General features: G+C 70.6%; 11 protein-coding genes. 3 read left to right on the forward strand and 8 right to left on the reverse strand.

Annotation, left to right across the window (positions count from 1 at the left end):
- On the reverse strand, window positions 1-242 hold a 242-nt coding region (locus VFY73_RS25150), incomplete at its 3' end, for a serine hydrolase (protein WP_329724035.1).
- Between the two features lie 126 nt (window positions 243-368).
- Here VFY73_RS25150 and VFY73_RS25155 point away from each other — a divergent pair.
- From VFY73_RS25155 to VFY73_RS25165, 3 genes are all read left to right on the forward strand, one after another.
- Complete coding sequence (locus VFY73_RS25155) at window positions 369-1,589, forward strand: HTH domain-containing protein (protein WP_329724038.1); 1,221 nt, start codon at window positions 369-371, stop codon at window positions 1,587-1,589.
- Between the two features lie 47 nt (window positions 1,590-1,636).
- Entirely contained in the window at window positions 1,637-2,323 is a 687-nt protein-coding gene (locus tag VFY73_RS25160) for a hypothetical protein (protein ID WP_329724040.1), read from the forward strand.
- 139 nt (window positions 2,324-2,462) lie between these two features.
- Window positions 2,463-3,239, forward strand: coding sequence for a thioredoxin family protein (locus VFY73_RS25165; protein ID WP_329724042.1), 777 nt, complete (start codon window positions 2,463-2,465; stop codon window positions 3,237-3,239).
- A 309-nt stretch (window positions 3,240-3,548) separates the two neighbouring features.
- On the opposite strand, the gene VFY73_RS25170 is transcribed toward VFY73_RS25165, so the two are convergent.
- The 7 genes from VFY73_RS25170 to VFY73_RS25200 are packed head-to-tail and all read right to left on the reverse strand — an operon-like array spanning window position 3,549 to window position 11,239.
- Window positions 3,549-3,809: a hypothetical protein gene (locus VFY73_RS25170; RefSeq protein WP_329724044.1), complete on the reverse strand. Its 261-nt coding sequence runs from the start codon at window positions 3,807-3,809 to the stop codon at window positions 3,549-3,551.
- 23 nt (window positions 3,810-3,832) lie between these two features.
- Window positions 3,833-4,546, reverse strand: a complete 714-nt coding sequence (gene pgmB / locus VFY73_RS25175; RefSeq protein ID WP_329724046.1) for a beta-phosphoglucomutase — start codon at window positions 4,544-4,546, stop codon at window positions 3,833-3,835.
- Window positions 4,492-6,957 carry a glycoside hydrolase family 65 protein gene (locus VFY73_RS25180; protein ID WP_329724048.1) on the reverse strand — a complete coding sequence of 822 codons (2,466 nt, stop codon included), beginning with the start codon at window positions 6,955-6,957 and terminating at the stop codon, window positions 4,492-4,494. Before VFY73_RS25180 ends, pgmB begins: the two co-directional genes overlap by 55 nt.
- Window positions 6,958-6,992: 35 nt before the next feature.
- Window positions 6,993-8,150: an ABC transporter ATP-binding protein gene (locus VFY73_RS25185; RefSeq protein WP_329724050.1), complete on the reverse strand. Its 1,158-nt coding sequence runs from the start codon at window positions 8,148-8,150 to the stop codon at window positions 6,993-6,995.
- Window positions 8,151-8,175: 25 nt separating this feature from the next.
- A complete protein-coding gene (locus tag VFY73_RS25190) occupies window positions 8,176-9,018 on the reverse strand; it encodes a carbohydrate ABC transporter permease (protein ID WP_329724052.1) in 843 nt (280 codons plus the stop codon).
- Entirely contained in the window at window positions 9,015-9,974 is a 960-nt protein-coding gene (locus VFY73_RS25195) for a sugar ABC transporter permease (RefSeq protein WP_329724054.1), read from the reverse strand. The genes VFY73_RS25190 and VFY73_RS25195 overlap by 4 nt, the downstream gene beginning before the upstream one ends.
- Window positions 9,965-11,239 (reverse strand): ABC transporter substrate-binding protein, encoded by a 1,275-nt coding sequence (locus tag VFY73_RS25200; protein ID WP_329724056.1) that lies wholly within the window; start codon window positions 11,237-11,239, stop codon window positions 9,965-9,967. The genes VFY73_RS25195 and VFY73_RS25200 overlap by 10 nt, the downstream gene beginning before the upstream one ends.
- Window positions 11,240-11,331: the final 92 nt, after the last annotated feature.

Consider the following 11,331-nt stretch of genomic DNA (forward strand, 5'->3'; position numbering starts at 1 on the left):
ACCGCGTCCAGCACCAGCGCGGCCACCCAGGGCTTGGACTCGGAGGCCAGGTAGTAGCGCGTGTCGCCGGCCAGCGGCTGCGGCCACTCCAGGTGGGCCATGCCGTGGTGCACGCACCGCAGGGCCTGCCCGTCGGCACACAACGCCGCGCTGAATCCCGGGGCGTCTGGGGGGTGCTCGGCGCGCAGGTGGTCGACCGCGGCATCGAACCGGTCCAGCAATTGAGAACGATCAGGGCTCATGTCGGATCAGAGGGCGTGCACGGATTGGGCCGTGAGGCCGGGGGATGGCGGGGGACGCAGCATACCGCCCGGCCCGGCAACGTCGAGCATCCCTGCGTGCGGACCACCTCGCGGTACGCTGTCGCGATGGATTCCCTGATCGCCGCCGCCGCGCGGGCCCTGGTCGTCGGTGACACGCTCGGTGCGCTCAAGCGCGTGGCGCTGCGTGACGACGCTCCGGCGCTCGCACTGCGCGGCATCGCGATGGCGCAGCTGGGTGAGCATGCGCGGGCCCGCGAGCTGCTGCGCAACGCCGAACGGGCCTTCGGCGCGCACGAAGACCTGGCGCGTGCCCGCTGCATCGTTGCCGAGGCGGAGGTCGCGCTGGCGTTGCGCGACTTCGGTGGCCAGCCGCGCACGTTGACCCATGCCGCCGCCACGCTCGCAGCGCATGGCGATCGGGCCAATGCGCTGCAGGCCGGTTTGATCGCGGTGCGTCAGCTGATCCTGCTCGGTCGGATCGCCGAAGCGACTGCCGCGCTGGCAGGCTTCGACACCCGCGACGCCCCCCCGTCGCTGCAAGCTGTCGCCGAGCTGGCCGCGGCCGAAGTGGCGCTGCGTTCGCTACGCACGGCGCCGGCGCGTGCGGCACTGGCGCGCGCCGGCGAAGCGGCCGGACGTGCCCAGATCCCGGCCCTCGCGGCCGAGGTCGAAGAGGCCCGTGCCGCGTTCGATCGCCCGGCTGCACGCCGCGTCCACGCCGGCCACGAACAGCCGTTGCGGCTGGACGAGGTCGAAGCGCTGCGGGCATCTGGTGCGCTGGTGCTCGACGCTTGCCGTCGCGGCCTGCGCGTGGGCGACGCCTGGCTGCCGCTGGCGCGCCGGCCAGTGCTGTTCGTGCTGGCGCAGGCGCTGGCCGAAGCGTGGCCGGCAGATGTCGACCGCAAAGCGCTGATCGCGCGTGCCTTTCGCACCCGGCAACCCGACGATACGCACCGCGCGCGCCTGCGCGTCGAGATCGGCCGCCTGCGCTCGCTCGCCGCGCCGTTCGCGCGCATCGAGGCCACGGCGCGTGGCTTCGCGTTGACGCCGCACGGCGCGCGGACGGTCGCCGTGCTGCTGCCACCGATCGATGGCGACCAGGCGTCGCTGCAGGCGTTGCTCGCCGACGGCGCGGCCTGGTCCACCTCGGCGCTGGCTCTCGCGCTCGGCGTCAACCAGCGGACGGTGCAGCGCGCGCTGGCCGAGCTGGAGGCCGATGGTCGCGTGCGCTCGATCGGCAAGGCCCGCGCGATGCGCTGGCTGGCGCCGCCGCTGGCCGGATTCACGACGATCTTGTTACTCCCCGCTTCGCTGCCACCTGGGTAGATTGCGGTCCATCGCACCGGTAACCGGCGCACCCCGAGGAACCCGACATGACCCGCAGCAAGACCGCCTCCGCCGACAAGGCCCCCATCGTCCATGCGGCCGAGATCGTGCGCGAGTACGGCCCGTTCGCCGGCGCCGACAAGATCAATGGCGTCACCCACGACGGTCACAACGTCTGGGCCGCCGTCGGTGCGCAGTTGATCGCGATCGACCCCGACAGTGGCCAGCTGGCACGCACGATCGACTGTGCCGGCGATGCCGGCACGGCCTTCGACGGCACACACCTGTACCAGATCACCGAAGCCCGCATCGACAAGATCGACCCGGCGACGGGAAAGGTGGTCGCGACGATCGCCGCACCGGGCCATGGCCGCGACTCGGGGCTCGCCTGGGCCGAGGGCAGCCTGTGGGTCGGCCAGTACCGTGACCGCCAGATCCTGCAGATCGACCCGGCCACCGGCCAGGTGCTGCGCACGATCGAAACGAACCGCTTCGTCACCGGCGTGACCTGGGTCGACGGTGACCTGTGGCACGGCACCTGGGAAGGCGACGAGAGCGAGCTGCGCCGCATCGATCCGGTGAGCGGCGCCGTGCTCGAGCGGCTCGAGATGCCGCACGGCACGGGCGTCAGCGGGCTCGAGTCCGACGGCGCCGGCCTTTTCTACTGCGGCGGCGGGTCGAGCGGCAAGGTCCGCGCGGTGCGGCGCCCGAAACGGGCCACCGCCGCGGTGTAGACACCCGCGCCGCCGGGCTGTAAGTCCAGCGGCATTCCACCCACTTGGCGCATCTGCAGCATCGGGCCGAAACGCCCGAGGCCGGCTGTCGCTCGTCCCTGTCACTCACCCCCGTTCCCCCTCAGCCAAGGAGCATCCCATGAACACCGCACACAGCGACCTGACCCCTCACCCCGTCGTCACGCCCGATCGCTGGCTTGAACGACGCCGCGCGCTGCTGGCCCGCGAGAAGGAGCTGACGCACCTGCGCGACCAGATCGTCAGCGAGCGCCGCGCACTGCCCTGGGTGCGCATCGACAAGCCGTACGTGTTCGACGACCCCGAGGGCCGCCGCTCGCTGGCCGAGCTGTTCGAGGGCCGCCGCCAGCTGGTGGTGCAGCACTTCATGTTCGCGCCGGGCTGGGAGGCCGGCTGCAAGAGCTGCTCGTTCATGGCCGACCATGTCGACGGTGCCAGGCTGCACCTGGCGCAGCGCGACGTGATGTTCGTCGCTGTGTCGCGGGCACCGCTGGCCGACATCGAGCGTTTTCGCCAGCGCATGGGCTGGCAGTTCCGCTGGGTCTCGTCGTTTGGCACGGATTTCAACCACGACTTCGGCGTCAGCTTCACGGCCGAAGAGCGGGCCAAGGGCGAGGTTTTCTACAACTACAGCTGGCAGCCCTTCCCGCTCGAAGAGGCGCCCGGCGTCAGCGCGTTCTACCGCGACGACGCCGGCGCGGTGTTCCACACCTACTCGACCTACGGCCGCGGCGTCGAGCTGATGATGGGCGCCTACGACTTCCTCGACATCGCACCGAAGGGGCGCGACGAGGACGGCCTGGGCTACACGATGGAATGGGTTCGCCACCACGACCGGTACGAGCAGACGGCGGTCGAGAAGGCGGCGCCGGCGTCGTGCTGCGCGGCACGCGGCTGAACAGCATTCAAGCCTGGGCGCGGCAAACGTGATGGACGAGCTCTGGCCCTGGTTGCTGCTGGCCGGGGCCGGCGCGCTGCATGGCCTGAACCCGCTCACCGGCTGGCTGTTTGTCGCCGGGCGGGGTGCGCAATCCGGTGAGCGGACGCGGACCTGGCGAGCGTTGTTGCCGATCGCGGTGGGGCACCTGGCGTCGATGCTGGTGGTGGCGGCCGCCGTCGCCTTCGGCCGCTCGCTCGACCGCATCGTGATGCAGGCTGCGGCGGCTGGGCTGTTGGCCGTCGTGGTTGCGGTGCACTGGCGCGCCCGTCAGACGAAGTGCACGTGCATGCCGGCCGGGTCCGCCGGCCTGGCCCTCTGGTCCTTCATCGTCTCCACCGGCCATGGTGCCGGCTTGATGCTGGTGCCTGCGCTGATCCCGCTGTGCGTGACGGGGACGTCCGTCCCGGCCGCATCGGCATCGGCATCGGGTTCGCTGACCCTGGCGATTGCCGCCGTCGGCGTCCACACCGCGGCGATGCTCGGCGCAGGTGGTGTCGCGGCTTCTCTGGCTTGCCGCCTGTGCGGCATGGGCGCCGGCTGGCTGTCGAAGATCAGGCGGGGGCCACCTTTCGCATCCCGGGCCCGCTCGGGCTGTGCGCCGGCGCCAGATGCGCACCCTCGCTCGGCTCGAACCCGCGCAGCGTTGCCAGCACCTCATCCGCCCCCCGCAGCGCCCCCGCCCGCCCCAACCCGACCGCGTACATCCCCGCCGCTTTGATCGCATCGATGCCGGCCTGCGCATCCTCGACCCCGATGCACTCGGCCGGTGGCACGCCCAGCGCCGCCGCGGCGCGCAGGAAGATTTCGGGGTCGGGCTTGCTGCGGTGCAGGGTGCGGGCGTCGACGACGTGATCGAAGTGGTCGGTGATGCCCAGGCGCTGCAGCACGGTCGGCGCGTTGTGGCTGACCGAGGCCAGGGCAATGCGTTTGCCGGCGGCGCGGCAGGTGGTGAGTGCTTCGGCTGCGCCGGGCAGCAGGTCGCCGGGGCCGAGGCCCCCGAGCAGCCGCTGGTAGTGCGCGTTCTTGCGCGTGGCCAGTGCGAGGCGCTCGGTCTCGGTCCAACGGCGCGCGGGATCCTGCGCCAGGATCAGCGCCAGCGAGCCCATCCGGTCGACGCCCTTCAGTCGTTCGTTGAACGCCTCGTCGAACGGCAGCCCGAGCGATTCGGCCAGCGCGCGCCAGGCCAGGAAGTGCAGGTGCGCAGTGTCGGTCAGGACGCCGTCGAGATCGAAGATGACGGCGCGGCAGGGGTCGGGGCGGGGCATGGGGTGTCGGTCGGTGGTGAGGTCGAGGTGTCGATCACGCTGGCCGCGGCGAGCGGCAACCGCACGCTCGGCGCGTCGGGCGACAGCGTCACGCCCAGGCCGTGGTGCCACAGCGTGATCTCGGCGCCGTCGGTCAGGCGGTACTCGGCGGCGTCGCGCTGCACGGTGACTTCGAGCCGTGCGCCTTGCCAGTGCAGGCGGAAGCGGAAGTGCGTCCACGCGGCCGGCAGACACGGTGCGAAATGCAGCCGGCCGTCGAACAGGCGCAGGCCACCGAAGCCCTGGGCCAGGCCGAGCCAGGCGCCAGCCAGCGCGGCGGTGTGCACGCCGTGGTGGGTGTTGCCGTGCGTGTTGTCCAGATCGGTGCGCGCGCCGCGCATGAAGTAGTCGAACGCGGTGTCGATGCGGCCGATCTCGGCCGCGACGATGCCGTAGACGCAGGCCGACAGCGACGAGTCGTGCGTGGTCAGCGGCTCGTAGTAATCGAAGTCGCGGCACTTCTGCTCGAAGGTGAACTGCTCGCCGCGCAGCAGCAGCGCCAGCACCACGTCGGCCTGCTTGCAGACCTGGTGGCGGTAGATCACCAACGGGTGATAGTGAAGCAGAAGTGGTTGGTTATTTCCGCTGACCAACTTGCCGTTCGAAAACGGCCAGCGCGGCTTGTGAAGGAAACCGTCGTCTTGCGGGTGCACGCCGGTGGCGGCATCGACCGGCAGGTACATCTGCGCGGCGGCGGCGCGCCAGCGCGCCGGCTCTTCGGCGCCCAGGTCGATTGCCGCGGCGATGCGCGCGTGCTGCACCGGGTGCTCGGCCGCCAGCCATCCGGCCAACTCGGCCGCGTAGGCCAGGTGCTGCTGGGCCATCGCGTTGGTGTAGAAGTTGTTGTCCACCATCGCGGTGTACTCGTCCGGCCCGGTCACCTCGTGGATGCAGAAGGCGCCGCCGCGGCGCGGGTCGTGGTGGCCCAGGTCGAGCCAGATGCGTGCGGTGTCCAGCACCAGCTCGGCGCCCATCGTGGTCATGAAGGCCGTGTCGCCGGTGGCCTGCGCGTATTGCTTGACCGCGTGCGCGATGTCGGCGTTGATGTGGGCCTGCGCGGTGCCGGCCGGGAAGTAGGCCGAGCTTTCGGTGCCGCCGGTGATCGTGCGCCACGGGAACAGCGCGCCCTTGGCGTGCGCCATCTCGCGGGCGCGTTGGCGCGCCGCCGGCAGCGCGCGCCAGCGGTACTCGAGCAGCGCGCGGGCGATCGCCGGCGCCGTCCACAGCATCACCGGCAGCACGTAGATCTCGGTGTCCCAGAAGCTGTGGCCTTCGTAGCCCTCGCCGGTCAGGCCCTTGGCGGCGATGTTGGTCGCGCCGTCGCGGCCGGCCGATTGCAGCAGGTGGAACAGGCCGAAGCGCAGCGACTGCTGCACCCGGTCGTCGCCACCGACCTCCACGTCAGCGTGTTGCCAGTAGTCGGCCAGCCACGCCGCCTGCTCTTCGCACAACGTGTCGAAACCGGCGCGCCGCGCGGTGGCCAGTTGCGCCAGCGCCAGTTCGGCCAAGGCCTCTTGCTCGGCCTGCGGGCCGTGCAGGTAGCAGCCGAACTTGGTCAGCGTCACGCTCTGGCCCAGCCGCAGTTCGCCGGACACCTGGTGCGACAAGCGCTCGCCGGCGCGCGGCATGTCGGGCCGCGCATCGAAGCCTTCGGGGCTGTCGACGACATGGTCGAGCGCGCTGACCAGCGCCAGGCCGCTGTGCTCGGTGTGCTGCATCAGCAGCATCGTGCTGCCGGCCTGGCGGCTGGCGTGCCACTGCAGCGGCGACGGCCGCGCGGCGCCGACACGCGGGTCGTTCGCCGCGCCGACGTTGGGCGTGCAGGCGTCCAGCGTCGAGAGCAGCCGTACCGGGCCACCGGCGTCGAGCGCGGTGACGTGGTAGCGCACCGCGTAAATGTCGGGCCGGGTGAAGCTGACGATGCGCTCGCTCGTGATCGCGACGACGCGGCCGCGCGGTGAGCGCCACTGGACATGGCGCGTTAGCACGCCGCGGCGAAAGTCCAGCCGGCGCTCGTAGGCCACGACTTGGCCCTGCGCCAGGTCGACACACTCGTCGCCCAGCGTCAGCTCGATCGCCTTGCCGTTCGGCAGCTTGGGCATGAACTCGTTGTGGCGTGCCAGGCCGAACGCGTCTTCCGGGTAGTGAATGGCCTCGCGCTCGAACAGGCCGTTGAGGAAGTTGCCGTCCTGCGAGCTGCTGCGGCCGCGGGGCAGCGGTTCATCGTGCGCGCCGCGCAGGCCGATGCGGCCGTTGCCGAGCGCGAACAGGGTCTCGGCCAGCCCGGCGCGTTGCGGGTCGAACTGGGTTTCGGTCAACCCCCAGGGTTCTGGGGCGTACGGGGTCGCTGCAGGGGCGTCGGCGGCGTTCATCGGGCGCAGGTCGGCAGTAGGAGGAAGAAGCAGATTCAGTGCGCGGTCGCGAGCCGGGGCTGGGCGCGGCCGTCCTGGCGGAACAGGTGCAGCGCCTCGGGCGGCAGCGTGTAAGCCAGGCGGTCGCCGACGCGCAGGTCGTCACGCGTGGTCTTCACCAGCAGTGCGGGCTCGGGCACGATTGCCCCACCCTTGGGCGCGACACCGGCGGCCAGCGGACCCTCGTGGCCGGCGAGGTAGACGTAGGCGTGTTCACCGAGCTGCTCGACGTGCGAGACGCGGCCGCTGCCCGGACCTTCGCCGAGCCGCACATGCTCGGGGCGGATGCCGATCGTCACCGGCTCACCTGCAGCCAGGCCTGCGGCGGCCACGCGCGCCTCGCATGGCTGAGTGCCGGTGCGCAAGGTCACGCCGCTGTCGGCCAATGCCTGCACCGTGGCAGGCAGGAAGTTCATGCCCGGCGAGCCGATGAAGCCGGCGACGAAGCTGTTGGCCGGGTGGTGGTACAGCTCCAGCGGGTGGCCGACCTGCGCGATGCTCGGCAACTCGCCACGCTCGGCCGCGGGCCGCAGCAGCACGATCTTGTCGGCCAAGGTCATCGCCTCGACCTGGTCATGCGTCACGTAGACCATGCTGGCCCCTTCGAGCGCGCGGTGCAGGCGGGCCAGCTCGACACGGGTGCGCACGCGCAGCGCGGCGTCCAGGTTCGACAGCGGCTCGTCGAACAGCAGCACGCTGGCCTGGCGCACGATCGCGCGGCCGATCGCGACACGCTGGCGCTGGCCGCCGGACAGGTCGCGCGGCTTGCGCTGCAGCAGGTTCTCCATGTCCAGCATGCGTGCGGCCTCGCGCACGCGGCGGTGGATCTCGGCCTCGGCCAGCTTGCGGTAACGCAGGCCGAAGGCCATGTTCTCGTACGCGGTCATGTGCGGGTACAGCGCGTAGCTCTGGAACACCATCGCCACGTCGCGCTCGGCCGGCGGCGTGTGCTCGACACGCCGGCCGGCGATCGAGATCGCACCCTCGCTCGGCTCGTCCAGCCCGGCCAGCAGCCGCAGCAGCGTCGACTTGCCACAACCCGAGGGCCCGACGAAGACGCAGAACTCACCCGGCTCGATCACCAGGTCGATGTCGCGCAGCACATGCTGGTCGCCGAAGCGCTTTTGCACGCCACGCAGTTCGATGCGGCTCATTGCGACGTCCTTTCAGTCATGGTCATCACCCCTTCACGGCACCCTGGGTCAGCCCAGAGACGATGCGGCGCTGGAACACCAGCACCAGCAACAACAGCGGCAGCGTGACGATGACCGAAGCGGCCATCAGTGCGCCCCATGGCAGCTCGAACTTGCTCGGCGCACTGATCAACGCGATCGCCACCGGCACCGTGCGCTGCTCGGTCGACAAGGTGAAGGTCAGTGCGAACAGGAACTCGTTCCACGCGGCGATGAAGGCCAGCAGCCCGGTCGCGACCATCGCCGGTGCCAGCAGCGGCGCGAAGATGCGAAAGACCAGCGTCAGCGGGCCGATGCCGTCCATCGCGGCGGCCTCTTCCAGCTCACGCGGCAACTGGCGCGTGAAGGTGACCAGCACCCACACGGTGAACGGCAAGGTCAGCATCAGGTCGGCCAGCAGCAGCGCACCGAGCGAGTCATAGAGGCCGAGCACCCGCACCAGCTCGAACATGCCCGACAGCACCGCAACCTGAGGGAACATCGACGCGGCCAGGATCGTCAGCAGCAGCAGGCCACGGCCGCGGAAGTCGACGCGGGCCAGCGCCCACGCGGCCATCAAGCCGAGCAGCATAGACAAACCGACCACGCCGATCGCGACCAACGCCGAGTTCAGCAGGTTGTGCGCGAACGGCTGGTCGCGGAACAGCGTCAGGTAGTTGTCCAGCGTCGGCTGGTTCGGCCACAGCTCGGGCGAGAACAAGCCCTCGCGCTGCTTGAACGAGCTTGACACGGCGACCGCCAACGGCGCCAGCGTGACGAACAACAGCAGTGCCGAGGCCAGCGCGTAACCGGCGCGGCCGAGCCAAGGAGACCAGGGGGTGCGGCTCATTGCGTCCGCCTTTCATGGCGGCGCATCAGCGCCATCGCACCGATCGTCAGCAGTGCGATGATGAAGAACAGCGTCGTCGCCGCCGCCGAGCCGTAGCCGACCTGCTGGAAGTCGATCAGCTGCTCACGCACGAAGACCGACATGCTGCGCGTGTCGCGGCTGTTCGAGGTCATCACGTAGATCACGTCGAACACGCGCAGTGCATCCAGCATGCGAAAGACGACGGCCACCATCACGCCGGGCAGGATCAACGGCAGCGTGATGCGGCGGAAGGTCGCGAAGCGCGGCACGCCGTCCACGCGCGCGGCCTCGAGGCAATCGCCCGGCACCATTTGCAGCGCGGCCAGGATCAGCAGCGCCATGAACGGCGTGGTCTTCCACACGTCGACGGCGACGACGGTGGCCAGCGACAGCGACGGGTCGGCGGTGAAGGCCAGCGGCGCGCTGATCAGGCCCGCGGCCAGCAGGTAGTGGTTCACGACGCCGAACTGGTCGTGCAGCATCCAGCTCCACATCTTGGCCGAGACGACCGTCGGCACCGCCCACGGCACCAGCATCGCGGTGCGCAGCAGCAGGCGGATGCGCGAAGGCTGGTTGATCAGCAGCGCGATGCCCAGGCCCAGCAGCGTCTCCAGCGTGACCGAGGTGACGGCGAAGACGAGCGTGTTGCCCACCGCGCTCCACCAGTCCGGGTCGGCCCACAGGCCGTACTCGCCGACGTAGTTCTCGAGCCCGACGAAGCGGCGCGTCGGCTCGGCCAGGCGCGCATCGGTGAAGCTGAGCCAGATCGTGCGCACCAGCGGCCAGCCGGCCACGCCGGCCAGCGTGACGAGCAGCGGCGCCAGCATCCACACCGCCCAGCGGCGGCGCTGGCGTGCCAGGCCGCGTGAGCCCGGTGCAGGCGGCGCGGCGGCGCCAGCGTCGACGCTCGTGCGCGAGCGCAGCTTCAGTTCCATCGCCCACCGCGGCTGGCGCGCTTCAGGTTGCTTTCGAGCTTGGCCAGCGCTTCGTCGGGCTTGGCGCTGCCGGCCAGCACGTCGTGCGTGGCGTTCCAGAACTCGTTGCTGACCTTGTTGTACTGCGAGCCGGTGGCGGCGGTCGGCCGTGCGACAGCGCTGGTGAACGCGCCGACCAGGTCGCCCATGAACGGGTTGGCCTTCAGCACCTCGGCGTCCTGGTACAGCGCCGGCCGCGTCGGGTTGAACGAGCCGGTCAGCGCCCGCTCCTTCTGCACGGCGGCGCTGGTCATGTACAGCACCAATTCGGTCGCGAGCGCGGCATTGCGCGAGTACTTCGACACCGCGAGCGACTCGCCGCCCAGCGTGGCGGTGGGCTTGCCGCCCGGCCCGGCGGGCAGCGGCGCGATACCGACCTTGCCCTTGATCGTGCTGCCATCGGCCTGCGCCAGCGACCACGCGTACGGCCAGTTGCGCATGAAGACCGCGTTGCCGGCCTGGAACACGCCGCGCGACTCCTCTTCGGCGTAGTTCAGCACGGCGGTTGGCGAGATGCTGCCGACCCAGCCGGCGGCCGTCTTCAGCGCGTCGGCCAGCTTGGGGTTGCGTGCGCTGATGCGGCCGTCGCTTTCGACGATGCTGCCGCCGCCATGGCTGACCGACCATTCGAGCGCGTTGCAGGTCAGCCCTTCGTACGCGCGGCCCTGCCAGACGTAGCCCCACATCCGGTCGTTGCCGGCGGCACGCTCGGCGTCCTGGATGCGGCGCGCGCTGGTGGTCAGCTCGGTCCAGGTGCTCGGCACCGCGAGCTTGTGCTTGTCGAGCAGGTCCTTGCGATAGAACAGCAGCCCGGCGTTGACGAACCACGGCATCGCGACCAGCCGGCCCGCGACCGTGTTGTTGGCGACGAAGGCCGGGAAGTGCTGCGCTTCAGCGCCGCGGCTGGCGGGCTTCAGGTCCTGCAAATGGTTCGCCAGCAGGCCGGGCCAGACGACGTCGATCTGGAACACGTCGATCTTGTCGGAGCCGGCGCCCAGCACCTGCTGGTACAGCGCGAGCCGCTCGCTGGCGTCGTTCGGTGTCGCGACCACCTGCACCTGGTGCCCGGTCTGCTTCGCCCACGCCTCTGCCGAGCGTTTGCACAGATCCAGCTCCTGGCCGACCGAGCCGCACGAGATCTTGATCGACGCGGCATGGCCCGCCGCGCCGGCGGTGGCCAGCGCGAGTGCGATGCCGGTTCGAAGCCAGCGGCCCGGTGTGTGCATGGGTGGGTCTCCTTGGTTCGTCGTTCGTTCGAAGCGCGCGGCAAGGACTGCTCCCGGCCTTCGCACTGGTCGCCATCTCACCCGGCCGGGAT

Source organism: Ideonella sp. (assembly GCF_036277275.1).
GTDB lineage: Bacteria > Pseudomonadota > Gammaproteobacteria > Burkholderiales > Burkholderiaceae_C > Ideonella.

Bases quoted from the DNA above. Each gene is read 5' to 3' on its own strand.
- VFY73_RS25155 (WP_329724038.1), top strand. From the start codon at position 369: ATGGATTCCCTGATCGCCGCCGCCGCGCGGGCCCTGGTCGTCGGTGAC.
- VFY73_RS25190 (WP_329724052.1), bottom strand. From the start codon at position 9,018: ATGAGCCGCACCCCCTGGTCTCCTTGGCTCGGCCGCGCCGGTTACGCG.
- VFY73_RS25160 (WP_329724040.1), top strand. From the start codon at position 1,637: ATGACCCGCAGCAAGACCGCCTCCGCCGACAAGGCCCCCATCGTCCAT.
- VFY73_RS25185 (WP_329724050.1), bottom strand. From the start codon at position 8,150: ATGAGCCGCATCGAACTGCGTGGCGTGCAAAAGCGCTTCGGCGACCAG.
- VFY73_RS25200 (WP_329724056.1), bottom strand. From the start codon at position 11,239: ATGCACACACCGGGCCGCTGGCTTCGAACCGGCATCGCACTCGCGCTG.
- VFY73_RS25180 (WP_329724048.1), bottom strand. From the start codon at position 6,957: ATGAACGCCGCCGACGCCCCTGCAGCGACCCCGTACGCCCCAGAACCC.
- VFY73_RS25165 (WP_329724042.1), top strand. From the start codon at position 2,463: ATGAACACCGCACACAGCGACCTGACCCCTCACCCCGTCGTCACGCCC.
- pgmB (WP_329724046.1), bottom strand. From the start codon at position 4,546: ATGCCCCGCCCCGACCCCTGCCGCGCCGTCATCTTCGATCTCGACGGC.
- VFY73_RS25195 (WP_329724054.1), bottom strand. From the start codon at position 9,974: ATGGAACTGAAGCTGCGCTCGCGCACGAGCGTCGACGCTGGCGCCGCC.
- VFY73_RS25170 (WP_329724044.1), bottom strand. From the start codon at position 3,809: ATGCCGCACAGGCGGCAAGCCAGAGAAGCCGCGACACCACCTGCGCCG.